General features: G+C 69.1%; 29 protein-coding genes. 16 read left to right on the top strand and 13 right to left on the bottom strand.

The window, feature by feature from the left end:
- Positions 1–16: 16 nt before the first annotated feature.
- Both ACRSBM_RS01105 and ACRSBM_RS01100 read right to left on the bottom strand, forming a co-directional pair.
- Positions 17–1144: a glycosyltransferase family 4 protein gene (locus ACRSBM_RS01105; protein ID WP_434452915.1), complete on the bottom strand. Its 1128-nt coding sequence runs from the start codon at positions 1142–1144 to the stop codon at positions 17–19.
- A 68-nt stretch (positions 1145–1212) separates the two neighbouring features.
- Complete coding sequence (locus ACRSBM_RS01100) at positions 1213–2196, bottom strand: glycosyltransferase family 4 protein (protein ID WP_434438732.1); 984 nt, start codon at positions 2194–2196, stop codon at positions 1213–1215.
- A gap of 20 nt (positions 2197–2216) precedes the next feature.
- Between ACRSBM_RS01100 and ACRSBM_RS01095 the strand changes: the two genes are divergently transcribed.
- The 5 genes from ACRSBM_RS01095 to ACRSBM_RS01075 are packed head-to-tail and all read left to right on the top strand — an operon-like array spanning position 2217 to position 7798.
- Positions 2217–3119 (top strand): glycosyltransferase family 2 protein, encoded by a 903-nt coding sequence (locus ACRSBM_RS01095; RefSeq protein ID WP_434438730.1) that lies wholly within the window; start codon positions 2217–2219, stop codon positions 3117–3119.
- A complete protein-coding gene (locus tag ACRSBM_RS01090) occupies positions 3119–3646 on the top strand; it encodes a hypothetical protein (RefSeq protein ID WP_434438728.1) in 528 nt (175 codons plus the stop codon). Before ACRSBM_RS01095 ends, ACRSBM_RS01090 begins: the two co-directional genes overlap by 1 nt.
- On the top strand, positions 3643–4194 hold the full coding sequence (locus ACRSBM_RS01085; RefSeq protein ID WP_434438727.1) for a hypothetical protein: 552 nt from the start codon (positions 3643–3645) through the stop codon (positions 4192–4194). Before ACRSBM_RS01090 ends, ACRSBM_RS01085 begins: the two co-directional genes overlap by 4 nt.
- A 3-nt stretch (positions 4195–4197) precedes the next feature.
- Positions 4198–6699 (top strand): glycosyltransferase, encoded by a 2502-nt coding sequence (locus ACRSBM_RS01080; RefSeq protein WP_434438726.1) that lies wholly within the window; start codon positions 4198–4200, stop codon positions 6697–6699.
- The gene (locus ACRSBM_RS01075; RefSeq protein ID WP_434438724.1) at positions 6692–7798 is read left to right on the top strand and encodes a glycosyltransferase family 4 protein; all 1107 of its coding nucleotides are present in this window, start codon (positions 6692–6694) and stop codon (positions 7796–7798) included. The genes ACRSBM_RS01080 and ACRSBM_RS01075 overlap by 8 nt, the downstream gene beginning before the upstream one ends.
- A gap of 256 nt (positions 7799–8054) precedes the next feature.
- Here ACRSBM_RS01075 and rfbD read toward each other — a convergent pair whose 3' ends face one another.
- Together rfbD and rfbB are read right to left on the bottom strand one after the other, a co-directional pair.
- Positions 8055–8903 carry a dTDP-4-dehydrorhamnose reductase gene (gene rfbD, locus ACRSBM_RS01070; protein WP_434438722.1) on the bottom strand — a complete coding sequence of 283 codons (849 nt, stop codon included), beginning with the start codon at positions 8901–8903 and terminating at the stop codon, positions 8055–8057.
- Positions 8904–8906: 3 nt separating this feature from the next.
- Complete coding sequence (gene rfbB, locus ACRSBM_RS01065) at positions 8907–9893, bottom strand: dTDP-glucose 4,6-dehydratase (protein ID WP_434438720.1); 987 nt, start codon at positions 9891–9893, stop codon at positions 8907–8909.
- A 121-nt stretch (positions 9894–10014) separates the two neighbouring features.
- On the opposite strand from rfbB, the gene ACRSBM_RS01060 reads away from it, so the two are divergent.
- The 3 genes from ACRSBM_RS01060 to ACRSBM_RS01050 all read left to right on the top strand — a co-directional run bounded on the left by ACRSBM_RS01060 (position 10015) and on the right by ACRSBM_RS01050 (position 13542).
- Positions 10015–11580: an LCP family protein gene (locus ACRSBM_RS01060; protein WP_434438718.1), complete on the top strand. Its 1566-nt coding sequence runs from the start codon at positions 10015–10017 to the stop codon at positions 11578–11580.
- Between the two features lie 69 nt (positions 11581–11649).
- Positions 11650–12837, top strand: coding sequence for an LCP family protein (locus ACRSBM_RS01055; RefSeq protein ID WP_434438717.1), 1188 nt, complete (start codon positions 11650–11652; stop codon positions 12835–12837).
- Positions 12838–12846: 9 nt separating this feature from the next.
- Positions 12847–13542, top strand: a complete 696-nt coding sequence (locus ACRSBM_RS01050) for a TIGR03089 family protein (protein ID WP_434438716.1) — start codon at positions 12847–12849, stop codon at positions 13540–13542.
- Here ACRSBM_RS01050 and ACRSBM_RS01045 read toward each other — a convergent pair.
- Positions 13523–13939, bottom strand: a complete 417-nt coding sequence (locus ACRSBM_RS01045; RefSeq protein WP_434438715.1) for a DoxX family protein — start codon at positions 13937–13939, stop codon at positions 13523–13525. The genes ACRSBM_RS01050 and ACRSBM_RS01045 overlap by 20 nt on opposite strands.
- A 132-nt stretch (positions 13940–14071) precedes the next feature.
- Positions 14072–14848 (bottom strand): META domain-containing protein, encoded by a 777-nt coding sequence (locus ACRSBM_RS01040; RefSeq protein ID WP_434438713.1) that lies wholly within the window; start codon positions 14846–14848, stop codon positions 14072–14074.
- Between the two features lie 109 nt (positions 14849–14957).
- Here ACRSBM_RS01040 and ACRSBM_RS01035 point away from each other — a divergent pair, with 109 nt between their 5' ends.
- From ACRSBM_RS01035 to ACRSBM_RS01005, 7 genes are all read left to right on the top strand, one after another.
- Positions 14958–15284, top strand: coding sequence for an ArsR/SmtB family transcription factor (locus ACRSBM_RS01035; protein ID WP_434438711.1), 327 nt, complete (start codon positions 14958–14960; stop codon positions 15282–15284).
- Entirely contained in the window at positions 15281–15757 is a 477-nt protein-coding gene (locus ACRSBM_RS01030) for an SRPBCC domain-containing protein (protein WP_434438709.1), read from the top strand. The genes ACRSBM_RS01035 and ACRSBM_RS01030 overlap by 4 nt, the downstream gene beginning before the upstream one ends.
- Before the next feature lie 149 nt (positions 15758–15906).
- Entirely contained in the window at positions 15907–16263 is a 357-nt protein-coding gene (locus ACRSBM_RS01025; protein WP_434438707.1) for a hypothetical protein, read from the top strand.
- Positions 16264–16291: 28 nt separating this feature from the next.
- Positions 16292–16759 (top strand): macro domain-containing protein, encoded by a 468-nt coding sequence (locus ACRSBM_RS01020; protein ID WP_434438706.1) that lies wholly within the window; start codon positions 16292–16294, stop codon positions 16757–16759.
- A 950-nt stretch (positions 16760–17709) separates the two neighbouring features.
- Positions 17710–18003 (top strand): hypothetical protein, encoded by a 294-nt coding sequence (locus tag ACRSBM_RS01015; protein ID WP_434438705.1) that lies wholly within the window; start codon positions 17710–17712, stop codon positions 18001–18003.
- Positions 18004–18054: 51 nt separating this feature from the next.
- On the top strand, positions 18055–18447 hold the full coding sequence (locus ACRSBM_RS01010; protein WP_434438703.1) for a helix-turn-helix domain-containing protein: 393 nt from the start codon (positions 18055–18057) through the stop codon (positions 18445–18447).
- The gene (locus tag ACRSBM_RS01005; protein WP_434438701.1) at positions 18444–18872 is read left to right on the top strand and encodes a DUF6941 family protein; all 429 of its coding nucleotides are present in this window, start codon (positions 18444–18446) and stop codon (positions 18870–18872) included. Before ACRSBM_RS01010 ends, ACRSBM_RS01005 begins: the two co-directional genes overlap by 4 nt.
- Positions 18873–19108: 236 nt before the next feature.
- Here ACRSBM_RS01005 and ACRSBM_RS01000 read toward each other — a convergent pair whose 3' ends face one another.
- The 4 genes from ACRSBM_RS01000 to ACRSBM_RS00985 form a co-directional block, all read right to left on the bottom strand.
- Positions 19109–20272: an acyl-CoA dehydrogenase gene (locus tag ACRSBM_RS01000; RefSeq protein WP_434438699.1), complete on the bottom strand. Its 1164-nt coding sequence runs from the start codon at positions 20270–20272 to the stop codon at positions 19109–19111.
- A gap of 79 nt (positions 20273–20351) precedes the next feature.
- A complete protein-coding gene (purE, locus tag ACRSBM_RS00995; protein WP_434438697.1) occupies positions 20352–20840 on the bottom strand; it encodes a 5-(carboxyamino)imidazole ribonucleotide mutase in 489 nt (162 codons plus the stop codon).
- Complete coding sequence (locus tag ACRSBM_RS00990) at positions 20837–22033, bottom strand: 5-(carboxyamino)imidazole ribonucleotide synthase (protein ID WP_434438695.1); 1197 nt, start codon at positions 22031–22033, stop codon at positions 20837–20839. Before ACRSBM_RS00990 ends, purE begins: the two co-directional genes overlap by 4 nt.
- Positions 21997–22812: a helix-turn-helix transcriptional regulator gene (locus ACRSBM_RS00985; protein WP_434452913.1), complete on the bottom strand. Its 816-nt coding sequence runs from the start codon at positions 22810–22812 to the stop codon at positions 21997–21999. The genes ACRSBM_RS00990 and ACRSBM_RS00985 overlap by 37 nt, the downstream gene beginning before the upstream one ends.
- Positions 22813–22888: 76 nt before the next feature.
- On the opposite strand from ACRSBM_RS00985, the gene ACRSBM_RS00980 reads away from it, so the two are divergent.
- The gene (locus tag ACRSBM_RS00980; protein WP_434438693.1) at positions 22889–23647 is read left to right on the top strand and encodes an NAD-dependent epimerase/dehydratase family protein; all 759 of its coding nucleotides are present in this window, start codon (positions 22889–22891) and stop codon (positions 23645–23647) included.
- Here the strand turns inward: ACRSBM_RS00980 and ACRSBM_RS00975 are convergent.
- From ACRSBM_RS00975 to ACRSBM_RS00965, 3 genes are read right to left on the bottom strand one after another with little or no spacing between them, the layout of a single operon-like run.
- Positions 23605–24639 (bottom strand): hypothetical protein, encoded by a 1035-nt coding sequence (locus tag ACRSBM_RS00975; protein WP_434438692.1) that lies wholly within the window; start codon positions 24637–24639, stop codon positions 23605–23607. The two genes, ACRSBM_RS00980 and ACRSBM_RS00975, sit on opposite strands and share 43 nt — an antisense overlap.
- On the bottom strand, positions 24636–25430 hold the full coding sequence (locus tag ACRSBM_RS00970; RefSeq protein WP_434438691.1) for an ATP-binding cassette domain-containing protein: 795 nt from the start codon (positions 25428–25430) through the stop codon (positions 24636–24638). Before ACRSBM_RS00970 ends, ACRSBM_RS00975 begins: the two co-directional genes overlap by 4 nt.
- The gene (locus ACRSBM_RS00965; RefSeq protein ID WP_434438689.1) at positions 25427–25807 is read right to left on the bottom strand and encodes a GntR family transcriptional regulator; all 381 of its coding nucleotides are present in this window, start codon (positions 25805–25807) and stop codon (positions 25427–25429) included. The genes ACRSBM_RS00970 and ACRSBM_RS00965 overlap by 4 nt, the downstream gene beginning before the upstream one ends.
- Positions 25808–25844 lie beyond the last annotated feature (37 nt).

The raw sequence follows: 25844 nt of genomic DNA, 5'->3' as shown, positions 1-25844 counted from the left end.
CGTCCCCTCCGCCGCCTCACTTCCGGCGTCGCACCAGCGCGGCCCGCTCGTACGCCTGCCGATGCCGGTCCGCGCTGACCGCCCAGGAGAAGTCCTTGGCCCGCTGCTGTCCCGACGCCGCGAGCGAGGCGCGGCGAGCCGGGTCGTCCAACAGGTCGGCGATCGCCGCCGCGATGTCCCCCGCTCCGACACCGCAGTACGCGACCGCCTCGCCACCGACCTCGGGCAGCGACAGTCTTCGGGTGGTGAGCACGCAGGCGCCGCACGCCATGGCTTCGAGCACGGGCAGGCCGAAGCCCTCGCCGAGCGACGGGTAGGCGACCAGCTGGGCGCCGCCCAGGAAGCCCGCCAGTTGCTCGAACGGCAGGTAGCCCGCGCGGATCACCCGGATGCGGTGCGGCACGGAGTCCAGCGCCCGTTCCACCTGGCTGTCCCAGCCGGGCTGGCCGGCCAGCACCAGTGCGGGCGGATCGTGACGGCCGCCCACCGCCTGGGCGAAGCCGCGGATCAGCGCCGGGACGTTCTTGCGCGGCTCCAGTGCGCCGAGGAACGCCACGTAGGGCGTGTCCGCCAACGACAACGTCCGCCGCACGGACGTGATCTCGTCCGGTGACGGCGGGTGGAAGCGTTCGGTGTCGACGCCGTGCTGGGCGATGTGCAGCACGCGGCGGTCGGCTCCGGCGACGCGCACCAGTTCGTCGGCGGTCGCCTGGGACGGCACCACGCACAGCTCGGCGCGCTTCAGGGAGGCGCGGGTCCAGGTGCGGAAGAAGCGCGCCTTCACCGACGAGTGCAGCACCGGGTCGGTGAAGAACGTCGCGTCGTGCAGCGTCACGACCGAGGCGGCCTTGCCGGCCAGGGGAAGCGTGTAGTGCGGTGAATGCACGACGTCGATGCCCATCGTCCTGATCAGCCTGGGCAGCGTCGTCTGCTCCCAGGCCAGCCGGGCCGTCCTGGTGGCGACGGCGTCAGCGGCTCGCACGACGCGGGCGTTGGGCGCGATCTTGGTGAACAGCTCTTCGTCGCGGGGCTGGCACACGACGGAGAGTCTGGCCCCGTCGGCGTCCAGGGCCGCGACGAGCGAATCCACGTAACGGCCGACGCCTCCACGGTCTGCGGGCACCGCGGTGGCGTCGATCAGCACGCTGGGTTCGACGGTCGACACGATCGGCTAGCGTAATGTCATTTGCATATGCGTTTAGCGGGAATGCACTAATCCGTTTGTCGAGCGTGTGCACTCCAGACACCCAACGCGGTCTTTTCCCAGGTGAACTCACTCGCGCGGGTGATCCCGGCCTCCACTGTGTGACGAGGATCAGCCAGCACGGACCGCAGACCTTCCGTCAACGACGCCAGGTCGCCGCGCCGCACGACGGTGCCGGCGCCGCCCGCGACCTCCACCAGAGCAGGGTCGTCGGAGTGCACCACGGGCACGCCGGCGGCCATCGCCTCGAGCACCGGCAGCCCGAACCCCTCGGCCAGGCTGGGCGCGGCGAGCACCGTGGCACCGGCCAGGACCGAGGCCAGCCGGGCGTCGGAGACCCTGCCGAGCAACGTCACGTGCGGAGCGCTCAGGTCGACGTCACCCCAGCCCCGCGGACCGATCACGACCAGCGGGACCCGCAGCCGTTCGGTGGCCCGCACCAGCAGCCCGAAGCCCTTGCGCGGCTCGATCGTGCCGATCGCGAGCACGTACCGGCCGGGCAGGTCGCCGGGCGGCGTGCCGACGAGCCTGGTGACGCCGTTCGGCACGACGTGCACCGGCACCTCGACGCGAACGCAGTCCGCCAACTGAGACGCGACGGCCTGCGTGGGCACCACGAGCGCCCGTGCCTCGCGGGCAGCTCGCGAGATCACCTTGCGGTGCCAGGCGACCCCGCGCGGCGTCAGCGTCTCCGGGTGCGTCCACGGCACCACGTCGTGCACGGTGACGACAGCGCCCGGCAGCGGGGCGAGCGGCGTCGGGGCGTGCACGTCCGGGCCGAGCTTCGGCGGCAGGCCGCGTTCCCACAACGCCACGAGCACCCGGCGCGGCACCCTGATCACGCGGTCGGCGCGCGCCGTCGCCGCGGTCGTCACGGACCAGCCGTCCGGCGTGGTCGAGGCCAACGCCTTGAGCAGTTCCGCCGTGTAACGGCCGGTACCACCGGGGACCGGGGCGTTGAGTTGCTCGGTCAGCACTACTAGCTCGGGCACGTCGCGTACCGTCTCACGCCGTGTCGGCACTCAGCACCGTGGTGGTCGTGACGTGGCGCGGCCGTGACCACATCAAGGCGTGCCTGGACGCCCTCGCGGCCCAGAAAAGTCCACATAGGACGATCATCGTCGACAACGCGTCCGACGACGGCACAGCCGCGTTGATCAGCGGGCATGAGGTCGTGCGACTGCCACGCAACCGCGGCTACGCGGGCGGGCTCGCCGCCGTGCTCGACCGGATCGACACCCCGTACGTCGCGTGGCTCAACGACGACGCGGCACCGGAACCGTCGTGGCTCGCCGAGCTCGAAAGCGCTCTCGAAGGCGACCCGCAGGCGGCGGCCGCCACCTCGTCGATCCTGCTGACGGACGGCTCGACGCAGTCAGTCGGCGTGGCGCTCACCGCGGACGGCCACGGCAAGGACGTCGTGCTCGCCGGCCGTGAGGTGTTCGGCTTCTGCGGTGGTGCCGCGCTGCTGCGGACCGGCGAACTGCGGGCCGTGGGCGGCGTCCCGGCGAGCTTCTTCTGCTACTACGAGGACACCGACACGGCCTGGCGGCTCCGGCTGGCCGGGCACCGGGTGATCTCCGTCGGACCGGCGCGGGTGCGGCACCGGCACGGCGCCAGCACGCGTCCCGGCTCGGTGTTGTTCCACCGCTGGAACGAACGCAACCGGCTGCTGATGCTGCTGCGCTGCGCTCCCGCGGCGGTGGCGTTCACCCAGCTCGCCCGGTTCCTCGCGATCACCGCTCTGCTGCCGTTCCGCCGCGACGTCCCGGAGGCCGCCAACTTCCGGTTCGGCCTGCGCGTCCGGGTGCTGGCGGAAGTGCTGCTGCGCCTGCCCGCCACGCTCGTCCAGCGGCTCAGGATCAGGACCAAGGTGCCCCGGCGCGGCGTCTGGCAGGACTGGGCGGGCCGCTGATGTCCCAGCGGAAGCTCACCTGGCTGCTGGTCGCGGGCGGTGTGGCGGGCGTGCTGACGGGCGCCGCCCTCGGCATGACCGTCCAGATCGGGTTTCTGTTGCTCGGTCTGGTGGGCGGGCTCGCGTTCTCGCTCGGCCTCTGCGGGCTCGCCGACCGCAAGGAGGCGGCGCTGCCCGCGTTCGTCATCGGCCTGGGCGCGCCGTTCGTCCTGACGTTCGGCGGCCAGAGCGTGCTGATGGACCGGATCGGGCACGTCGAGCACTGCGTGGTGAGACAGGCCGAGGAACACCGGTACGCGAAACGGCCGGTCGTCGAGTACGTGCTGGGCTGCCCGAGCGGGGACGTCGAGATCACGGAGGACTGGAGCGACCGGCTGCGGACCTTCGAGGCGGACGTGCGGATCGGCCCGCCGCTGCGGCCCGTGCTCGCCTCACCGGACCTGTGGAACCTGCCCCTGGTCGCAGGCGTCCTCACAGTCATGACTGCCGCGATTCCCGTCGCGTGGCTGCTGAGGAAGCGGGCGTGAGACGACCGGCACCACTCATCGTGATCGGGCTCGTCGCGGTGGCCGCCGCGGTCGCGCTCGGTGCCGTCGTGCCCGAGTCGTACCAGCTCGCGGTGCTGCTGCCGTGCGGGCTGTTGTCGTTCGCGTTCGCGTGGGGCCTCGGCAAGCTCGGGCCGGCGTGGCTGGTGCTGCCCGCGTTCATGGTCGTGATCCCCGGTACCGCGGTGCTGGTCGGCGACGGTCACCGCGCGTTGATGGACCTCCTCGCCACGCCCCAGACCTGCGTGGTCGAGAGCGTCGAGGACCTGCCGGGACCGGACAACCCGATGTTCGCGCACCAGGTGACCTGCCCGGACGGCGCCGAGCTGAGCATCGTCGTGCGGGGCGAGCAGGACAAGAAGATGCAGCCCGGTCCGGCCACCGTCCTGCGCCATCCGCTGATGCGGCCGTTGCTCGCCGAGCGCAACGACTGGTCCGCCGAGTGGGTGTTCGGCGTGCCCCTCGCCATCGTGCTGCTGCTGATCTGTGCAACCACACTGCGGGCGCGCAGAGTGATGAGGCAGGCTTAGCGCGTGGATCGAGCCTCTCTGCCCGCCGTCTCCGTCGTCGTCGTCAACTACCGCGGCGCGGAGGACACCATCACCTGCGTGCGCGGACTGGCCGAGGTGGACTACCCCACCGGCCTGCTCCAGGTGATCGTCGTCGACAACGAGGCGCACGACACCGCACGCCTGAAGGCGGAGCTGGCGGGACTGCCCGGCGTCAAGGTCGTGTCCGACGACCGGAACCTCGGCTTCGCGGGCGGCTGCAACCTCGGCGTCGAGTACGCCACGGGTGACGTGCTCGCGTTCCTCAACAACGACGCGCGCGCGGACCGGAACTGGATCAAGGCCGCGATCAGGGTGTTCCACGCCGAACCGTCCGTGGGCGCCGTGGCGAGCAAGGTCCTGGACTGGGACGGCAAGAAGATCGACTTCGTCGACGGCGGCCTGACCTGGTTCGGCATGGGCTACAAGCGCCACGTCGGCGAGACCGACGACGGCAGCCACGACGCCCCGCGCGACGTGCTGTTCGGCACCGGTTCGGCGTTGTTCGTGCGGGCCTCTCTCTACCGCGAGCTCGGCGGGTTCGACGAGCGGTTCTTCATGTTCTACGAGGACGTCGACCTCGGCTGGCGGCTGAACCTGCGCGGCTGGCGGGTCCGCTACGAGCCCGCGTCGCTCACGTTCCACCGCCACCACGCGTCGATGAGCTCGATCGACCACAGCCGCGAGCTGTACCTGCTGGAGCGCAACGCCCTCGCGACGCTCTACAAGAACTTCTCCGACGAGACCCTCGCCCGTGTGCTGCCCGCCGCGCTGGCCCTGGTGGTGCGCCGGGCGACCGCGCGCGGCGAGATCGACCCGAAGCAGCTGGAGATCACCCGCCGCCCGGCCGACCCCGCCGACGACCGCAGGCCCGCCGAGATCCCGCGGGAGTCGCTCGCCGGGTTCCTCGCGATCGACCAGTTCGTCGAGATGATGCCGAAGCTCGCCGAGTCGCGCCGCGTCGAGCAGGCCTCGCGGCGGATGTCGGACGTCGACCTGGTTCCGTTGATGCGCAAGGCTCTGGAGCCCGCGTACGACATCGGCCGCTACATCGTGGCGCACGACATCCTGGTCGAGGCGCTCGGTGTCGACGAGGTGTTCGGCAAGCCGCGCAAGATCCTGGTGATCACCGGTGACGCGATCTCCGAGCGGATGGCCGGACCGGCGATCCGCGCGTGGCACATGGCGGACGTGCTGTCGGGCGAGCACGAGGTCCGGTTGATCACGACGAACCCGTTGTGCGACCCGCCGGACGCGCCGTTCACCATCGAGGGCGTCAAGCTCAAGCAGCTGCCGGAGAACGTCCGGTGGGCGGACGTGATCGTGCTGCAGGGCCACGGGCTGGAGATGGCGAGCGAGCTCAAGCACGCCGGTTCCACCAAGATCGTGGTCTGCGACATCTACGACCCGATGCACCTGGAACTGCTGGAGCAGGGCAAGGACGACAGCGACGAGAAGCGCGCCGCGGACCTGAAGAGCGTCACGCGCGTGCTGACGAACCAGTTGGAGCGCGGCGACTTCTTCCTGTGCGCGTCCGAGCGGCAGCGGCACTTCTGGCTCGGCCACCTGGCCGCGCTGGGCCGGTTGACGCCGGCGTTGTACGACAACGACCCGACGACCCAGTCACTGCTCGGGATCGTCCCCTTCGGACTGTCGGGCAAGCCGCCGCAGCGCACCGGCCCGGCGATCAAGGGCGTGGTGCCCGGGGTCTCCGACGCCGACAAGGTCGTGATCTGGGCCGGTGGCGTGTACTCGTGGTTCGACCCGCTGTCGTTGATCAGGGCGATGGCCCACCTGCGGCAGCGGCAGCCGTCCGCGAAGCTGTACTTCCTCGGCATGAAGCACCCGAACCCCGAGGTCCCGGACATGGACATCGCCGGCCAGACGCGGTCACTCGCGGCGTCGTTGGGGCTGACCGGTGAGAACGTGTTCTTCAACGACGGCTGGGTGCCCTACACCGAGCGGCAGAACTGGCTGCTCGACGCGAACTGCGGTGTCACCACGCACTACGAGCACGTGGAGACCACGTTCGCGTTCCGCACGCGGGTGCTCGACTACCTGTGGGCGGGGCTGCCGATCGTCACCACGTCCGGCGACTCGTTCGCGGACCTGGTGCAGCGGGAAGGACTGGGCGTCGTCGTGCCGCCGGAGGACCCGGAGGCACTGGCCGACGCGCTGGAGAAGGTGCTCTACGACGAGGAGTTCGCGGCCGCGTGCCGTGAGCGCATCGCCGTCGTACGCGAACGGTTCACCTGGGAGACGGCGCTCGCGCCGCTGGCGGAGTTCTGCCGCAACCCCAGGCCCGCCGCGGACCGTCTGTCGGGTTCCTCGCCCATGGTGCGCACGCCGGGGCTGAGCACGACGGACAAGGTGAAGCGGGACCTGCGGCTGGTGCGCGAGTACCTGGACGCGGGCGGCCCGTCCGAGTTGGCCAAGCGGGCGACGGGGCGTCTGCGCAAGATCGCGCGTGGTGGCAAGCATGGCTAGATCCCCCGGATCCCCGAAGAAGAAGACCCTGTCCGTACTGCTCGACGGCACTCCCCTGCTCGGGCACCGCACCGGAATCGGCCGCTACACAGCGGCCCTGGCCGAAGAACTGGCGTCCATGCCGGAGGAGGCCGACGTACGGGCGGTGGCGTTCACCCTGCGTGGCTGGCGCGCGTTGCGGACCGTCCTGCCGCACGACGTCACCGCGCGCGGCCTGCCCGTCTCGGCACGGGCCCTGCGCCAGATGTGGCTGCGCGCCCCGTTCCCCACGGTGGAGATGCTGGCCGGGTTCTCCGACGTCATGCACGGCACGAACTTCGTGCTGCCGCCGACGCTGCGGGCCGGCCGGGTGGTCACGATCCACGACCTCGCGTTCCTGGACTCGCCCGGCGACCTGCCGCCGTCGGACCGCCGGTTGCCGGAGCTCGTCCGGCTGTCCGCTCAGCGCGCGAACGTGATCTGCACGCCGACCGCAACCGTCGCCTCCGTGGTGGCGGACCGGTTCTCGGTGCCGCTGGAGAAGATCGTCGTGACGCCGCTCGGGGTCGATCCGGCGTGGTTCGCGTCGCGGCCGCCGTCGCCGGCCCTGCGCGGCCGGTTGGGGCTGTCGTCTGAGTACCTGCTGTTCGTCGGGGCCGACGGGCCGCGCAAGGGGCTCGAGTACCTGATCAAGGCGCACGCCGCCGATCCGTCGTTGCCGCCGCTGGTGATCGTCGGGCCCGGTCGGTCCGGTGTGGACGGTCGGGTGCTGCGGACCGGCTACCTGTCGGACGTGCACCTGCGGTCGGTCGTGGCCGGTGCCACCGCGTTGGTGCTGCCGTCCCGCGACGAGGGCTTCGGGCTGCCGGTGCTGGAGGCGTTGGCCTGCAACGTTCCGGTGGTGTGTTCGGACGTGCCCGCGTTGCGCGAGGTCGCCGGTGGGCACGCGTTGCACGTGCCGGTCGGCGACGTCGAGGCGCTGGCCGAGGCGCTGGCCCAGGCCGTGGCGGCTCCCGCCACTCCCGAGGCCCAGTCCGAGCGGCGGGCGTACGCGTCCGGGTTCACGTGGCGGCGGTGCGCGGAGAAGACGGTCGAGGCGTACCGCCGGAGCAGGGCCTGACGGTGTCGACGTGGTAGGGCGCCGACGGTGAAGGGCGTCAGGAAAGCCTGACGCCCCAACGGTTTCACCGAGAGTGCGGCCTCGGCGAGTGCTTGTCCAGCTGGCTCATCGACACCTGCCGCGAGCCCGTGACAACGGCGACGCATCGCAGGAATCGCTGCCGATCGGAATCCGTTGTCGCGGAACGCTGAGGTTGGCGCCCGGAATCGAACATGCCGAACAGGCTCTCGCACTTGGGACTACCGTGCCAGACCGGTCACTCCAATGGCGCAGCATCGGCACGGGGAGCTACGACCCCCGCCTGGAACGCCTCCGAAAGGGCGCTTCGCCAGTGCGGCAACGGGCGTAGTCCCGCTGCTGCCCACGCCACACCCGACAGCACCGAGTAGGCGGGGCGCGGAGCCGGGCGAGGGAAGTCGGCGGTGGTGCAGGGCTGCACCCGAGCCGGATCGGCGCCCAGTTCCTCGAAAATCGCCTGTGCGAACCGGAACCACGTCGTCTCGCCGCCGCCCGTGGCGTGCAGCAGGCGCTGCGACGGCAGGACCGAGGCCAGCTCCAGGAGTCCGGCGGCGAGGTCGCGGGACCACGTCGGCGAGCCGCGCTGGTCGTCCACAACGGACAGAGTCGGGCGCGAGGATTCCAGCGCTGCCATGGTCTTCACGAAGTTCGAACCGTTGGCGCCGTACACCCACGCGGTGCGCACGACCCAGCCGCCCGCCGCCAGCACGCGGCGTTCACCTTCGAGCTTCGTACGGCCGTAGGCGGACTTCGGACCGACCGGGTCGGACGGCTCGTACGGCCGCGTGCCGTCGCCGGAGAAGACGTAGTCCGTCGACACGTGGATCATCGGAATGCCAAGGGAAGCGCACGCCTCGGCGAGCAGACCGGGGCCGACGGCGTTGACCTCGAACGCACGGTCCTCGTCGGTCTCGGCGGCGTCGACAGCCGTGTAGGCGGCGCAGTTGATGACCGCGGAAGCGCCGGTCAGGGAATCGGCCGTGACCGTGGTCACGTCCAGCTCGGCGGAGGACACCCCGCGAACGTCAGTGGACAGAGCGGCAAGGTCCTGGCCGAGCTGACCACGGCCACCGGGAACGAGAATCACTGCTCAGCCCTCCGCCAACTGGGCGCGCTCCTTGAGCGGCTCCCACCAGGCCCGGTTCTCGCGGTACCACTCGACCGTGTCCGCCAGGCCGACCGTGAAGTCGACCTGCGGTGCGTAGCCGAGTTCGGACGCGATCTTGGCGATGTCCACCGAGTAGCGGCGGTCGTGGCCCTTGCGGTCCTCCACCGGCTCGACGAACGACCAGTCGCGGTCCGTGGCCGCCAGCAGCCTCTCGGTCAGCTCGCGGTTGGTGAGCTCGGTGCCGCCGCCGATGTTGTAGATCTCGCCGGGCCGACCGGCCTCGGCGACGAGCTGGATACCGCGGCAGTGGTCGGCGACGTGCAGCCAGTCACGCACGTTCAGGCCGTCACCGAAGAGCGGCACCTTCTTGCCGTCGAGCAGGTTGGTGACGAAGCGCGGGATGACCTTTTCCGGGAACTGGTACGGCCCGTAGTTGTTCGAGCACCGAGTGATGCTGACGGGCAGACCGTGGGTGCGGTGGAACGCCCGCGCCAGCAGGTCGGAGGACGCCTTCGAGGCGGAGTACGGCGAGTTCGGTTCGAGGATGTGCGTCTCGGTCCAGGAGCCTTCGTCGATCGAGCCGTAGACCTCGTCCGTCGAGACGTGCACGAACCGGCCGACGCCCGCGTTCAGCGCGCCCTGCAACAGAGTCTGCGTGCCCAGCACGTTCGTGAGCACGAAGTCGGCCGAGCCCGTGATGGACCGGTCGACGTGCGACTCGGCGGCGAAGTGCACGACGACGTCGATGCCACGCATCTGCTCGGCGACCACGGCGGCGTCGCAGATGTCGCCCTGCACGAACTCGAACTTGCCGGCGACCGGCGCGAGGTTGGTCTCACTGCCCGCGTAGGTGAGCTTGTCGAGCACCACCACCTCGGCACCCGCGAAGGCCGGGTACGACCCGCTCACCAACTCCCGCACGTAGTGCGAGCCGATGAACCCGGCCCCACCCGTCACCAGTACACGCATGCCATTCCTCTCGTGATATCCCGCTCGCAGTCTGTCACATACGCAATCGCTGCAACCCACAGCAACGTCACGTCGTGTCACCTATAAAAGAACTAGACTCGGCGTTGTTGGGGGAGGAGTTGTGGGGGAGGAAACGGTTGTGGACGGCGGAAGCCTGCCGGTCAGGGTTCGGGGTGCCGGGCCGGCTGCGGCGTTCCGCGCTTTCCTGGTGACGGGGAAGGTCTTCGTCTCACTGGTCTCCGCCGCTGTGCTGCTCGTCACGTCCTACGGCTGGGGGCAGTTGAGGGCGGCCAACAACGGCATCGTCAAGACCGAGGTCATCCCGCAGGAGCTCACCGAGCAGGGTCCCAAGCCGCTCGACGGCGCGGTCGACATCCTCCTGGTCGGCATCGACAGCCGCACGGACGCGCAGGGCAACCCGCTGCCGAAGGAGGCCCTCGCCCTGCTCAACGGCGGTTACTCCGATGGCCAGCAGAACACCGACACCATGATCCTCGTGCACATCCCGGTGGACGGCACGCGCGCGGTGGCGATCTCCTTCCCGCGCGACTCCTACGTCGAGATCGCCGACGGGTTCGGCAAGCACAAGCTCAACTCCGCGTTCGCCCGCCAGCGCAACACCATCGACCAGGAGCTGCGCTCGCAGGGCGTGACCGACGAGCAGCGGATCCGCACCGAGTCGACGGCCGCCGGCCGCAAGACGCTGATCAAGACGATCGAGAACCTGTCCGGCGGTGCCGTGCGGATCGACCGGTACGCCGAGGTCAACCTGGCGAGCTTCTACGAGGTCACCAAGGCCGTCGGCGGCGTCGAGGTGTGCGTCAAGGAGGCCACCTCCGACCGCGACTCCGGCGCGAACTTCCGGGCGGGCCCGCAGACGATCGAGGGCGCGGCCGCGTTGTCGTTCGTGCGGCAGCGCGCGAACCTGCCCGGCGGCGACCTCGACCGGATCGTGCGCCAGCAGGTGTTCATCGGCGCGCTGGCGAAGAAGGTGCTGTCGACCGGCACGCTGACGGACCCCAGCAAGCTCAGCGGACTCGTCGAGGCCGTGCAGAAGTCCGTGATCCTCAGCGCGGGCTGGGACATCACGACGTTCGCCGAGCAGATGCAGGGCCTGGTGGGCGGCAACTTCGAGTTCAAGACCATCCCCGTGGGTGACCCGACGGACACCTACAGCGACGGCAACGTGCTGCCGGTGAACACGGCCGAGGTGAAGAGGTTCCTCACCACCCTGGCCGCCGAGAAGCCCTCCACCAGTGGCTCGGCCTCGCCGACGACCACCACGTCGCTGCCCGCGCCGCCGAACGCGTCGATCGTCGTGCAGGTCTACAACGCCGCCGGCGTGCAGGGTCTCGCGGGTAAGGTGATGAACACCTTGGCGGCCAAGGGTTTCCAGCGCGGGATCGTGGGCTCCGCGCAGCAGAACAGCGACACCACCGTGGTGCGGTACGCGGCCGGTGAGGAAGGCTCCGCGCGCAAGGTCGCGGCGGAACTCGGGCAGAACGTCGCCGTCGAGGAGGACGCGTCCGTCCGAAAGGGACAGGTCCAGGTTTTCGTCGGTGGTGACTACCAGTCACCCGACGACTCCGGGGACGTCGACGCGCAGGGCGTGCCCGGCACCTCCACGGCGCCGAGTTCCAGCAGCACCCCGCCGATCACGGCGGGCGGACTGGTCTGCGTGAACTGAAACACCGGTGTAACGGGCTTCCGATAGTTACGCTGGGCATGCAGATCCAGCAAATGTGGAGGACCGACGTTGAGCGCTGCAGCACGCGCGAAGAAGACCGCACGGGTGATCGGCCGTACGGTCATTGCGCTGCTTGCCGTGACAACGTTGGCGTTCTCCGGCTACTTCTGGACCGCACTGCGGCTGGTGAAACAGAACACCAACACCACGCAGATCCTCGAGGTGCTGGAGGACATCCCGAACTCGCCGCCCGCCGAGGACGGCGCGATCGACATCCTGCTGGTGGGTAGCGACAGCCGGACGGACGCACAGGGCAGGCCGCTTCCCGCGGACGTGCTGCGCAAGCTGCGCACCGAGGGCACGGACACGGTGAACACCGACACGATCATCGTGATGCGCGTGCCCCGCAACGGAGGCAAGGCGAGCGCGATCTCGATCCCGCGCGACACGTACGTCCCGATCGCCGGCTACCGCGAGGACAAGATCAACGCGGCGTACGGCGCGGTGAAGTTCCTGACGGCCGAACGGCTGCAGGCCGAGGGCGTGCGCGACCAGCAGGAGCGCGAGCGCAAGTCGGACGAGGCCGGCCGCAAGGCGTTGGTGCAGGCCGTGCAGGACCTCACGGGGATGCGCGTCGACCACTACGCGGAGATCAACCTCTACGGGTTCTACCTGCTGACCGAGGTGATCGGCGGGGTGCAGGTGTGCCTGAAGGCCGGCACGTCGGACCCGAACTCCGGCGCCAACTTCCGCGCGGGCCAGCAGGTGATCTCGGGCGGCGACGCGCTGTCGTTCGTGCGGCAGCGCAACATGCCCGGTGGTGACCTCGGTCGCATCGCGCGGCAGCAGGTGTTCATGTCGCAGGCGATGAAGCAGCTGCTGTCCGCGGGCACGTTCGCCGACCCGGCGAAGATGAACGGCCTGCTGGACGCCGTGTCGAAGTCCGTCGTGGTGGACGAGAAGCTCGACCTCACGACGCTGGCGGCGCAGGCGCAGGGCCTCGCGTCTGGCAACGTCGAGTTCGCCACGATCCCGGTGACCAGCATCGACGCCCGCAACGAACGCGGCCAGAGCGTCGTCACGGTCGACCGCGAGGCGGTGAAGGCGTGGGTCGCCCAGCTGATCGGCGAGACGCCGAAGCCCGCCCCGTCCTCGACGACCCCGAGTACGCCCGCGCGGTTCGGTCCTGAAAAGCTGCTCTCGCTGGACGGCATGCAGGCTGTCGCGGCTCAACAGGATGTGCCCTGCGTCGACTAGGAGTTCCGCGTGAGCGTGACCGAGATCCTCTTCACGCCGTTGCTGAAGGCCGATCCCGGCCGTCCGCTGATCACGCACTACGACGACGCGGCGGGCACGCGGATCGAGCTGTCACGCGCGACCGTCAAGAACTGGGCCGCGAAGACGGCGAACTGGCTGCGCGACGAGCACGACGTCGAACCGGGTGACCCGGTGGCGGTGCTGCTGCCCGCGCACTGGCAGACCGTGGGCCTGCTGCTCGGCGCCTGGTGGTGCGGCGCACGGGTGGTCGGCGCGGGCGAGGACGCGAAGGTCGCCGTGGTGCCGCCCGGTGGCACGGCGGACGCGGACGTCGTGGCCGTGGCTTCGTTGCACCCCATGGGACTGGGCTCCGGCGCCCCGGTCGACTACGCCGACGACGTGCGCGTGCACGGCGACGACTTCGCGCCGTGGGAGCCGGTTCCTGGATCGACACTCGCGCTCGCTTCGTCCACTGTGGATGAGGTCGTCGCCTCCGCGCGGGAGCTCGGCGCGAAGCTGGGCGCCGAGCCGCGCGTGTTGTCCACTGTGGAGTGGGACTCGCCTTCCGCCGTGCTGCAGGGCTTTGTGGCCGTGCTCGCGGCCGGCGGCTCACTCGTGCAGGTGAGCAATCCCGACGCGGGCCTGATGGCCGCGCGCCGGGACAGCGAGAAGGTCACCCAGGAGATCACACAGCCGCTGGGTTGAGGATCTTGTTGTTCTTGAACAGCACGCGGTCCAGCGCGTAGGCACCACCGTTGAAGCCGAGCGCGAGCGCGCCCGCGCCGAGCACGATCACCAGCTCGGCACCGCCCTCGCCGAGCAGGCCGTTGGGCAGGTGGACGAGAATCCACGCGCCGAGCATGTTGGCGGCAAGCAGCACACCGACGATGGGCAGTGCCAGCCCGGCGATCAGCGCGAGGCCACCGGCGAGCTCGACCGTCGCGGCGAACGCGGCGGCCACCGAGGGCAGCGGCACACCCATCTTCTCGAACGACGCGCCGGTGCCGGCGAGACCGTACTCGGTCCACTTCTGCCACCCGTGCGCGACGAACACGATGCCGATACCGATGCGCCCGATGAGTGCGGCGACGTCCTTGACCATGATCCTTCCTCCCCGATCCCTGTCGTTCAGCTGTAGGTCGTTCAACCTCGAATCAAACTAGTGCAAGTTTGAACGACCTCATGAATTCGACAGGTGACCGACAGCAAAGCCTTAGGTTCGCAGCTCGGCGGCCTACTTGCGCAGCTGCAGGCCGACGCCGTCGGCGTTCTTCAGCGTCAGCGTGTCGCGGTCGATCTCGTAGGTGACCTCGCCCAGCCCGAGGGTGTCGAGGACCACGCTCTCCACGGCCATCTGGTCCTGGGAGCACATCATCATGGTCGTGACCAGGTCGCCGAAGGTGATCGTCCGGCCGTCCACTTCGTACCGCTTCCCGCCGGAGTGGTCGGTGGAACCGCTGTTGCAGCCCGCCGCCGTGTAGACGTGGCCGTCCTTGAAGGAGACCGTGGCCTGCACGCCTTGCGGCAGGGAGGAGACGGCGTCCTTCGAGATGAGACCGTCGACGGTCCATGCGCCTTCCAGCGCGGCGGGTTGCTCCCGCGCGAGCACGATCTCCGCGTTCGGCCCGGTGAGCACGAGGTTCGCACCGTCGAGCCGCCAGGACGGCTGCGCGTCGAGCAGCTTCGACAACCAGTCGTCCTGCTCGTGCAGCTCGGGTTTCGGGCAGCCCATCGCGGTGGTGCTGATCTCGGCGACGGAGAGCTTGCCGTCGCCCAGTTGCACCGGCCCCTGCATCTGGTTGCAGCCGGCGTTGGCGAGCAGCCTGCCGTCGTCGGTGAACTTGAGCTCCACCTTCGTGCCCTCGACCAGGGCGCGCGGCTTGCCCTGCTCTGAGACGGACGTCGACACGTAGACCTTGCCCCGCAGGTCGGTCCCCTGACCCGCCTCCCGGCCGGCGCATCCGGTCGCGACGGCCAGCACCAGGACGGCGAGGACGATTCGGCTGCTCATGCACCCAGGACGGAACAGCGCGGCTCCGAGGTTGCCCTGGGGTTGACAGCGGGCGCGTCCGGGCGTCTACTTAACCAAGGGGTTAGATAACCAAGTGGTTAGGTACGAGATGGACCAGCTGAGCGCCACCTTCGCGGCACTGGCGGACCCGACCCGCCGGGCGATCCTCGCGCGGCTCACCGAGGGCCCGGCGACGGTGAAGGAGCTCTCCGAGCCGTTCGACATCAGCGGCCCGGCGATCTCCAAGCACCTGCGCGTGCTGGAGAAGGCAGGCCTGATCACCCGCGGCAGGGAGGCTCAGTGGCGTCCCTGCCGGCTCGACGCGACACCGCTGAAGGAGGTCGCCGGGTGGGCTGAGAACTACCGCCGCTTCTGGGACGCGAGCTACACGCGCCTGGACGCACTCTTGACCGAGATGAAGGAGACAGAGCAATGACCACCAAGTTCGGCACCGAGGTCACCCTCCCGTCCGACAACGAGATCGCGATGTCCCGTTCCTTCGACGCCCCCGCGACGCTGGTCTGGGAGGCGTACACCACCCCGGCACTGCTCCGGCGCTGGCTGCTCGGCCCCGACGGCTGGGAGATGCCGATCTGCGAGGTCGACCTGCGCGTGGGCGGCAAGTGGCGCTACGGCTGGGCGCAGCCGGACGGCTCCGGCGCGTTCGAGATGCACGGCGAGTACACCGAGGTCACGCCGTTCACGCGCATCGCGAACACCGAGATCTTCGAGGACAACCCGCCCGCCGAAACCGTGGTGGAGTTCGTCGAGGCCGACGGGCGAACGACGATGACCACCACCATGCGGCTCGTGTCGCAGGAGGCACGCGACGCCGTGCTCGCCACGGGAATGGCGGACGGCGCGGGCCGCAGCTACGAGCGGCTGGGCGAGGTGCTGGCGACGCTCTGACCCGGTTCGGCGGGTTGTCTGGGCTTCGGAGGGTTGCGCCCGGTGGCGCTGGTCTTCCCGGCGCTGGCGTGAAGCTGGCGGAACGTAGTCACCTTTGGTGGCAACGATTCCCTCGGTAGTGCGCTCGGCGCGGAGTTACGTTCGGGCGCATGGGACGTTTCCTCGTGGCTCTGGCCCTCATGCTCGGCTTCGCCGTGGTGTCCACTCCGCCGGCATCCGCGGCGGAGGAGACCCGCTGGCAGATCACACCGTGCCCGTCCGGCACGAAGGCGCTGTGGCTACCGCGCGCCGACCGCCCCGGCACCGATCTCTCGTGCACGACCGAGGAAGCCCGCGACGCCGCGGTACAGACGGCCGCGGGCGGCGGCCTGGTGGGGATGGCGAACATCGCCATCGCGTTCGCGCAGCAGACCTCCGACAAGTCGCTGACCGCGGAGTCGCCCTGCGTGCTGGGCGCGCAGGGGGCCATCGGCGAGGCGATCGGCACCTGTGTGGCGGCCCGCTGATCTTGTCGGTGGTGTCCGGCACCATGCGGTGAAGGACACCACTCGCAGGGGGATTGCCGTGATCGTGCAGGGTTCTGGCGACCTGTTGGACGCCAAGGTCGAGGCGCTGGTGAACGCGGTGAACTGCGTCGGCGTGATGGGCAAGGGGCTGGCGCTGCAGTTCAAGCAGCGCTTCCCCGCCTACTTCTCGGCGTACGCCGCAGCCTGTGCCGCCGGTGACGTGCGGTTGGGACGCGTGCACGTGGTGTCGCTGGACCGGTGCTTCATCAGCTTTCCGACGAAGGGGCACTTCCGGTCGCGGTCGAAGCTGTCTGACGTGGCCGGCGGGCTGGACGATCTCGCGCGAGTGATCCGCGAACTGGGGGTGCGGTCGGTTGCGGTGCCGGCGCTCGGGGCTGGGTTGGGCGGGCTCTCGTGGGATGACGTGGAGCCGTTGATCACGGCGAAGCTCGGGGCGTTGGACGCGACTGTCGTCGTCTATTCGCCGCGTCCCTGACCGGAGCAGGGCATCACGGATCTCGGGTCAGGCCGCGCCAGATCTGAGGTACCGATGTCGGCACGCGTCCGAGGACTGAGGGCGTCACAGTCGACGTGGAGCTTCCGCCTGCGCCGATCACCGAGGTCCTGAGTTGGATGAGCGCGCCCGCACGGTGATCCGGCGACGGAGGTACCTGGTTGACGAAAGCCAGCTCAACTCGCGACTTTCTACTACCCGGAAGCTCTGGTCGCCGGCTCCTCGGTTATGGAAATCAACACGGGCGAAGGCGGCGCGTACGCCCGGATTACGGAGCTTGGTCACGAGCCAACGAGGTTTCGCGAGGAATTGCGCATCCGCATGTCCGCGAGGCTGAGCGCAAGTATTTGGACCTTGCACAAGGCACACCAGTCGCTTGATTATGCGGACCGCCTACGACCGACCCGTCGAAGTCAACGAGGTGGTCTTCGACTCGTCGGCATACGTGGTCGAGTGCACATTCACCTCTCAAGGGTGATAGAACTTGCAGTTCTACCGAGGACTACGCTTCAATGCCGGGGCAAAGTTCCGCATAGACCAGGTGCCTGCCATGTTGCGCAACATGGCGTCGTAAATCACCGCGTGGAGCGCCACCATCGAGTCGGACGGCCCGAGTTCACGAGAGTCCATCCGCTGCGGCAGCGACGTGCGATGGAACTATTGCTGCGCCGGGTTTCCGTGTCTCGGCTGATGCTTGACACCGCTGGTCACAGGTTCGATGGCACTCCTTCTGTGCTTGAACAGGCAGTAACGGAACTTGGTCAAGTCCGGCAGGTAAAGATGTGGGTCCCGGCGGTGGAGGCACAGTGGGTTCGGTTGAGTCGGTCGCGGTCGCGAGCGGCGGTACCTGGGAGCTTTAGCGAGATGACCAAGGCCGCGCCGTCGCAAAGATCGAAATTCTCACGGCAGGTGATTCCAAACACGAGCAGACGATGATCTTGGCCGAGGTGAAGCGCCTGATGCGCGCCGCCCAGGAGGGCCGACTCAAGCCACACCTCGACATCAAGCACATCCAACGAGTGCCACTGATCTTCGAGCTCCGCTGGAATCTGGGCGGCGATGGGGTCGTTCCGCAGCAGCTTTGGCGGCTCTACTTCGGCTGGCACAGCAATCGAGGGCCTCTTCGACTCGCACTAAAGTTCGGCCGGAAGCCTCTTGAGAGCAGCGGGAAGGCTGTGCAGGACGCCCACATAGACGAAGCCTGGCTCGATACAGGTCGTGGCTAGCACGGTAGCTATCCAGGTAGTATAACTTCTAGTTGATGAGGGAGGTGGGCCGTGCGTGACGAACTGGACGACTTGCTGGGCATCGATACCAACGACCCCACCCAGCAGCTGGCGCTTGAGCTCGTGGAGCAGGACCACAATCTCCTTGCGACGCTGGTAGCGCACCGACGCAAGGCCGGCCTGAGCCAATCTGATGTTGGTCGCCGTATGGGTGTGACGCAGCCAGCCGTCGCCGCCTTCGAACGCTCAGACGCCGACCCCAAGCAGTCGACGATCCGACGGTACGCCTTGGCGGTGGGCGTGTTGGTCAAGCACTCAGTTACTGAGCTTGTCCACGCGTCATCCTTGATCTCACGAGCTACGCAAGCAACGACCGACGCACAAGAGACCGCCACCGTGCACGTGAGGCCCGGTTCCGCTTTCGTTTTGGACACCGCCAAGTGAACATCACGGTTCTGCTTGCCGACTATGCACAAACTCAAGACGGCAAGCTAAATGCGCTTGGCGTTGGCTGGGCAAGGACAAGTACGCCACTCGGCACTCACGCGGTGATTCTCTTTGTCGACGCCGAAGAGACCGAGATCGGGGCAAATCACATCCTGAAGCTTCGGCTTGTGGACGGCAACGGTGAAGCGGTACTCGACCCAGGCGGCGGCGCCATCGCAGCAGATGTCGACTTGGCGGTTCAAGACCCTGAGGGCGTAGCGACTGTTGCAGTCAACTTGGCTCCCGGCCTACCGCTCAGCCTGGGCGAATACATCTGGGAAGTCCGTACAGCGGCTGTCCCTGGCACGGTTTGGAAGCGCGCGTTCAAAGTCGTGGACAAGGCTGACGTGACGAAAGCAAGCGGTACCACCTCCGCGCAATAGTGCCGGGCGGCACTTCTTCGCCTCGATACTCCTCACACAAAGTGCGTTCATTAAGGAACTGGCGGAGTACCTGGGCCACTCCGAACCTATCCCCCCATGGTGCCGTCGAGCCACAAGCGGGCGCGGCGCGCCATCAACGGCGTGTTCGGCGGCTCGCAGGAACACGGCCTGGAGGCGGCCTGATCATGGAAACCAGGCGCCTCCAGGCCGTGACCCGAAGTGGTGTTCGAGCTACCTCAGCCGTTGAGCACGGCGCGCGACATCACGACGCGCTGCACCTGGTTCGTGCCCTCGTAGATCTGCGTGATCTTCGCGTCCCGCATCATCCGCTCAACGGGGAAGTCCCGCGTGTACCCGGCCCCACCGAACAGCTGCACCGCATCGGTCGTGACCTCCATGGCCACATCGGACGCGAAGCACTTGGCGGCGGCGGTGATGAAGCCGATGTTCGGCTCGCCGCGCTCGGCCTTGGCGGCCGCCACGTAGACCATGTGGCGGGCGGCCTCGATCTTCATGGCCATGTCGGCGAGCATGAACTGGACGCCCTGGAAGTCCGAAATGGACTTGCCGAACTGCTTGCGGTCCTTGACGTACTCGACCGCTGCTTCCAGAGCACCCTGCGCGATGCCGACGGCCTGGGCGCCGATCGTCGGGCGGGTGTGGTCCAGGGTCTTCAGAGCCGTCTTCAGGCCGGTGCCGGGCTCACCGATGATCCGGGAAGAAGGGATCGTGCAGTTCTCGAAGTAGATCTCGCGGGTCGGCGAGCCCTTGATGCCGAGCTTGCGCTCCTTCGGGCCGACCGAGAAGCCCGGGTCGTCCTTGTGCACGACGAACGCCGAGATGCCAGCGGACTTCTTCGCCACGTTCGGGTCCGTCACGGCCATGACCGTGTACCAGGTGGACTCGCCGGCGTTGGTGATCCAGCACTTGGTGCCGTTGAGCACCCAGTGGTCGCCGTCCAGCACGGCCCGCGTGCGCATCGAGGCGGTGTCGGAGCCGGCCTCGCGTTCGGACAGTGCGTACGACGCCATCGCCTCGCCGGAGGCGATGGACGGCATGACGAGCTGCTTGAGCTCCTCGGAGGCCGACAGCAGGATGGGCATCGTGCCGAGCTTGTTCACGGCCGGGATCAGGGAGGAGGACGCGCAGACGCGGGCCACCTCCTCGATGACGATGCAGGTGGCCACGGAGTCCGCGCCCTGGCCGTCGTAGGTCTCGGGGACGTGGACGCCCGCGAAGCCCGACTTGACCAGGGCGTTGTGGGCCTCTACCGGGAAGCGCTCGTTGTCGTCGACCTCGGCCGCGAACGGCTTGATCTCCTTCTCGGCGAGCGAGCGGACGGCCTCTCGCAGCGCCTCGTGCTCCTCGGCGAGCTGGTAGGTGCCGAAGCTCGGGTTCACCTTTGTTACCTCCCGGTAGCGAGTACTCGGCACGATGTTAGCGCCCGTTCACGTCGGTCGCCGCTGTGCTGTTGAGCACTCAGAGGGACTTCTGCAGCGCCGCGTCCTTGTCTAGTACGAGCTGCTCGAGTTCTGCCTGGAAGCGGGCCATGCGCTCCTGCAGCGCCGGGTCGCCCGAGGCCAGCATCCGCACGGCCAGCAGGCCGGCGTTGCGGGCACCACCCACCGAGACGGTCGCGACCGGGACGCCCGCGGGCATCTGCACGATCGACAGCAGCGAGTCCATGCCGTCGAGGTACTTCAACGGCACCGGCACGCCGATGACCGGGAGCACGGTGGCCGAGGCGACCATGCCGGGCAGGTGGGCGGCGCCGCCCGCACCCGCGATGATCACGCGCAGGCCGCGCGCGGCGGCGGACGTGGCGTAGTCGAGCATGCGCTGCGGGGTGCGGTGCGCGGAGACGACGCTCACTTCGAACGGCACGTCGAACTCGGCGAGGGCCTCGGTGGCGGCCTTCATCACCGGCCAGTCCGAGTCGCTGCCCATGATCACGCCAACCTGTGTCACTCCGCGCTCCGCTCTTCGCCGTGGATGTCGTACCCGTCTGACCAGACGCCCGTGGAGAGCCAGTCCGCGGCCAGGCGGGCGCGGTGGCGGACCTCGGTCATGTCCTTGCCGAGGAACGTCACGTGCCCGACCTTGCGGCCCGGCCGTTCCTCCTTGCCGTAGAGGTGCACGTGCGCGTCGGGGAACCGGGCGAACAGGTGGTGCACCCGCTCGTCGGGGCCCATCGCGGGCGTGTCGGAGGCGCCGAGGACGTTCGCCATCACGACGGCCGGCGCCATCAGGTCCGTGCGGCCCAGCGGGTAGTCGAGCACGGCGCGCAGGTGCTGCTCGAACTGCGACGTGCGCGCGCCCTCGATCGACCAGTGGCCCGAGTTGTGCGGGCGCATCGCGAGCTCGTTCACGACCACGCCGTCCGCGGTCTCGAACAGCTCGACGGCCAGCACGCCCACGACGCCCAGCGCCTCGGCGACCTTCAGCGCCAGCTCCTGCGCCTCGTCACCGTCCAGTCGCGGCGCCGGCGCGAGGACCTCGACGCAGATGCCGTCGGACTGCACGGTCTCGACGACCGGCCAGGCCGCGCCCTGCCCGAACGGCGAGCGCGCGACGACGGCCGCCAGCTCGCGGCGCATCGGCACGCACTGCTCGACCATCAGCGGCGTCCCGGCCGCCAGCAGTTCGGGGACGACCCGCTCAGCGCTCTGCGGGGTGTTCAGCATCCACACGCCGCGGCCGTCGTAGCCGCCGCGGATCGCCTTCAGCACGCACGGCCAGCCGTGGGCAGCGCCGAAGCGGAGCACGTCCTGGACGTCGTGGACCTCGGCGAACGGCGGCACCGGCAGGCCCAGCTCGGCCAGCCGCACGCGCATCTTGAGCTTGTCCTGCGCGTACTGCAGCGCGTCCGGACCGGGGTGCACCTTCACGCCTTCGGCGACCAGCGCGCGCAGGTGCTCTCCGGGCACGTGCTCGTGGTCGAACGTGACGACCTCGCAGCCCTTCGCGAACGCGCGCAAGGCGTCGAGGTCGGTGTGCGTGCCGAGCACCACGTCCCGCGCGACGAGCGCGGCGGGGTCGTTCTCCGAGACGGCGAGCACGCGCAGCGACTGCCCTAGTGGGATCGCGGCCTGGTGCGTCATGCGGGCGAGCTGCCCGCCGCCGATCATTCCGACGACGGGGAGACGGGTACGAGAGTCCACGGTTCAGGCATCCTACCTGCGGCTTCACCCGCGCTCACCAGCAGAGCCAGCCTCTGGGCGGTGACGCTGCCCTCGGGTGCGACGTGGATCACCAGCCGCTGGTCGTGCTCGGGCGCGGTGACCACCTCGCAGTCGAACTCCAGCAGGCCGAGGTCCGGGTGCTCCAGCCGTTTGCGCGCCACCCGGCGCACCGCCACCTCGTGCTCCGTCCACAGCCGGGCGAACAGCGGGCTCGCCATCAGCTCGTCGACCAGCGGCCGGACGGCGGGGCGCCGGGCCAGGGTCGCCCGCAGGTCGGCGACGTGGGAGCGGCCGGCCTCCTCGCGGTCCTCGGCGGGGATCCAGTTCCCGTCGCTCAGGAAGAACCTCCTGAGCAGGTTGCGGCCGACGACGTCACCGAACACGAGCTCGGCCCGCGGTGTCGCGGCGAGCACGTCACCCACGTCGGAGATCACCACCGCGAGGTCGTCGCGAAGCCGGTCGAGCAACAGCCGGACGCCAGGACGGACCGAGGTCGACGCGGGCTCCTCCGGCACGGCCGCGCCCGCCAGCCGGAACAGGTGGGCGCGCTCGTCGGCGTCGAGCTCCAGCGCGCGGGCGATCCCGTTCAGGACCGACACCGACGGATGCGGGCCGCGAGCCTGTTCGAGACGCGCGTAGTAGTCGACCGAGACGCCCGCGGCCGCCGCGACCTCTTCCCGACGACGTCCCGGTGTGCGGCGTCGGCCGTTGCCCAACGGCGCCATCCGCTCACGGCGGCTGCGCAGGAAGTCCGCCATCTCTCGCACGCCTCCACGATAGCCACGCACAAACCGTCCCTGGTTGCGGTCCGGGCGCCGGAACACCCTGGAACACATGAAGATCGCGATGACGGGGTCGACCGGACGGATCGGCAGCAGGCTGCTCCCGCGCCTGCGGGAACTGGACCACGACGTGCGCACATTGACCGCCAGGCTCGAGGACACCAGGGCGGTGGAGGAACTCGTCGACGGCGTGGACGCCGTGCTGCACGTGGCCGCCGCCCTCCGGACGAGCACCGACTTCGAAGGCGTGAACGTCCACGGCACGAGGAAGCTCGCGGAGCTGAGCGCGAAGGTGCCGTTGTTCATCAACATCAGCACGAACCTCGTCTACCCACCGGGACTGGGCAGGCCCGCGACCGAGGCCGACCCCACCGGTCCCGACGAGGCGTTCGGCGACTACTCCCGCACCAAGGCGCTCGGCGAGCAGGCCGTCCTCGCCACGCGGGAGGCCACGATCCTCCGGCTGGCCTTCGTCTACGGCGACGGCGACCCGCACCTCGGGGAATCGCTGCGCTGGGCGGCGAAGTGGCCGGGCCACCAGCGGCTTCACCTGGTGCACCACGAAGACGTGGCACAGGGGATCGCGAAGGTCCTCGACACCGGCACGACCGGGATCTTCAACATCGCCGACGACAGCCCGATCACGGCCGTCGAACTGCACCAGCTGAACGGCCTCACCCCCAGCGAGGCCGTCCAGCAGGACTTCGACCCGTGGCAGGGGATCGTGTCGACGAACCTCGCGCAACGGGAACTCGGGTTCCGCCCGCGCTACCCGTCGGCCTGGGCCGCGGCGGTGTCCGGCGTGCTCTGAACGCTCGGCGTGCTCTCAGCACTCTCAGTACTTTGAGTGCTCTCAGCCTTCGGAGCGTTCTCAGCCTTCGGAGTGCTCTCGGCATTCGGCGTGCTCGCGGCCGGGGTGGTGATGCGGCGGTGGGAGCGCGACGGCTTCCACCCGCCGCCGCCCCGGCGCAGCACCCAGAACGTCACCGCGAACAGTGCCGCGGCGAGCAACGCGCACAGCCCGAACTCGAAGAACCGGAAGAGCCCAACCCGCTCGACCGGCTGGAAGTCCACATACGTGCCGATCGCGGTCTTCGTGTTGCGCATACAGGTGTTCTCGTTGAGCCCCAGGCACCTGTCCGGTATGGACACCGGGCGGCTGTCGGGACCCATGAAACCACCGCCGAGCTCCAGTCCACCGCTTGGCACGACAGCGGTGCTGTCCCAGGTCGCGATCACGCGCTGCGGCGGCAGGTAGCGGTCGCGCACCGGTGCGGCGAGCAGGATGCGAATGAGTGTGAAGAACACCAGCGTCGCCGCCATCGCCGTCACCACGTGCCTGCTCAGCAGGCCGATGAACACTCCGAGCGCGAGCCCGAGGATCGCGTAGCCGGCCTGCACGAGCGGGTGCGCCTCGAACGTCGGCCACGACGTCCGGTCGCCGACGTAGCCGTCACCCAGCCCGACGGCCGCGCCCAGCACGACGGCGAGGACGCCCAGCACGAGCAGCTTGCCGCGCAACCACCGCACGGGCGAGACGTCCTGGCCCCAGGCCACGAAGTAGGTGCGTTCCTCGAGTTCGCGGGCGATCAGCGGAGCGCCCCAGAACATGCCGATCACGACGCCGAACCCGAGTTGCACGATGAGCCCGTAGAAGCCGAAGATCGGCATCGAGCCGATCGCGGCGTTGTCCGACTCCGTGACGAACAGGGCGTAGGCGGCCAGCAGTGCGATCACCGCGGCTCCGGAGATGGGCCACCGGTGCTGACGCCAGGTCAGCCAGACGAGTGAGTTCAGCTTCACGCCGCACGCTCCAGGTGCGCCACGACGAGCTCCTCCAGCGTCACGTACCGCGCGGTCCACGGCTCGTCGATCCGCGTGCCGCCGGAGCGCACGAGGTACGACGACTGCGACTGACCGTGCTTCGCGAGCACCACAGGCCCCTCCACGGGTGATTTCGAGGCGTGTGGGCCTGTGTAGAGAACGTGTTCTTCCAGCAACTCGTCCGTGTCGCCGTTCACCAGCAACCGTCCGTTGGAGAGCAACAGCAGACGGTCCGCCACGCCACCGATCTCCGCGACGACATGCGTGGAGAAGACCAGCGTCATGCCGTTGTCGTTGACCTCGGTCAGCAACTCCCGCATGACCTTCCGGCGCGCGAGAGGGTCCAGTTCGGACAGTGGTTCGTCCAGCAGCAGCACGTCCGGGCGGGATCCCAGTGCCAGCGCCAGCGTCACGTGCGTGCGCTGACCACCGGACAGGTCGCCGATCTGGAGCTTGCGCGGCACCTTGTACCTGGTGAGCCACTCGTCGGCGCGCGTGTTGTCCCAGACGTCGTTCATGCGACGGCCGAACTCCAGCACGTCGGCGACCTTGAAGGACTTGTACATGGGCTTGTGCTGCGGCACATAGGCGACGCGGCCCGCGATCGCCGCGTGCCCCGACTCCGGCGGCAGGTGCCCGGCCAGCACGTTCAGCAGCGTCGACTTGCCGGAGCCGTTGGCCCCGACCATCGCCGTGACGCTGCCCGGCGGCAGCTCGAAGGAGACGTTCCGCACCGCCCACTTCGACACTTCGGCCGCGACCACGCTCATAGCGCTCCCCCACTCAGCACCTCGCGCAGCAGCGCGTAGATGTCCTCGTCCTCCAACCCGGCGGAGCGTGCCTCCGTGACCCACGTGGCGAGCTTGGCGCGCAACGGGTCGAGGTCCTCGGGGGCGGCGGACCCCAGGGACGCCTTGACGAAGGTGCCGGAGCCCTGACGGGCTTCGACGAGGCCGGCGAGCTCCAGCTCGCGGTAGGCCTTGAGCACGGTGTTCGCGTTCACGCCGCTCGAGGCGACGACGTCGCGGACCGTCGGCAGCCGATCGCCCGGCTGCAGCCAGCCGAGCCTCATGGCCTCCCTGACCTGCTGCCCGAGCTGCAGGTACGCGGGAAAACCGCTGCCGCGGTCAACGTGGAACTCGACCACGCACGCTCCCCAGATTGTTCTAGTGAGCTAGCACAAT

This window comes from Lentzea xerophila, from assembly GCF_051094245.1.
Taxonomy (GTDB): Bacteria; Actinomycetota; Actinomycetes; order Mycobacteriales; family Pseudonocardiaceae; genus Lentzea; species Lentzea xerophila.
Note: the sequence above shows the minus strand (reverse complement) of the source record. Positions and strands in the feature narration are given on the sequence as shown.

Bases quoted from the DNA above. Each gene is read 5' to 3' on its own strand.
- ACRSBM_RS01015 (WP_434438705.1), top strand. From the start codon at position 17,710: ATGATCTTGGCCGAGGTGAAGCGCCTGATGCGCGCCGCCCAGGAGGGC.
- ACRSBM_RS01045 (WP_434438715.1), bottom strand. From the start codon at position 13,939: ATGGTCAAGGACGTCGCCGCACTCATCGGGCGCATCGGTATCGGCATC.
- ACRSBM_RS01090 (WP_434438728.1), top strand. From the start codon at position 3,119: ATGTCCCAGCGGAAGCTCACCTGGCTGCTGGTCGCGGGCGGTGTGGCG.
- ACRSBM_RS00980 (WP_434438693.1), top strand. From the start codon at position 22,889: ATGAAGATCGCGATGACGGGGTCGACCGGACGGATCGGCAGCAGGCTG.
- ACRSBM_RS01025 (WP_434438707.1), top strand. From the start codon at position 15,907: ATGGGACGTTTCCTCGTGGCTCTGGCCCTCATGCTCGGCTTCGCCGTG.
- ACRSBM_RS00970 (WP_434438691.1), bottom strand. From the start codon at position 25,430: ATGAGCGTGGTCGCGGCCGAAGTGTCGAAGTGGGCGGTGCGGAACGTC.
- ACRSBM_RS01030 (WP_434438709.1), top strand. From the start codon at position 15,281: ATGACCACCAAGTTCGGCACCGAGGTCACCCTCCCGTCCGACAACGAG.
- ACRSBM_RS01040 (WP_434438713.1), bottom strand. From the start codon at position 14,848: ATGAGCAGCCGAATCGTCCTCGCCGTCCTGGTGCTGGCCGTCGCGACC.
- rfbB (WP_434438720.1), bottom strand. From the start codon at position 9,893: ATGCGTGTACTGGTGACGGGTGGGGCCGGGTTCATCGGCTCGCACTAC.
- ACRSBM_RS01035 (WP_434438711.1), top strand. From the start codon at position 14,958: ATGGACCAGCTGAGCGCCACCTTCGCGGCACTGGCGGACCCGACCCGC.
- ACRSBM_RS01075 (WP_434438724.1), top strand. From the start codon at position 6,692: ATGGCTAGATCCCCCGGATCCCCGAAGAAGAAGACCCTGTCCGTACTG.
- ACRSBM_RS00985 (WP_434452913.1), bottom strand. From the start codon at position 22,812: ATGGCGGACTTCCTGCGCAGCCGCCGTGAGCGGATGGCGCCGTTGGGC.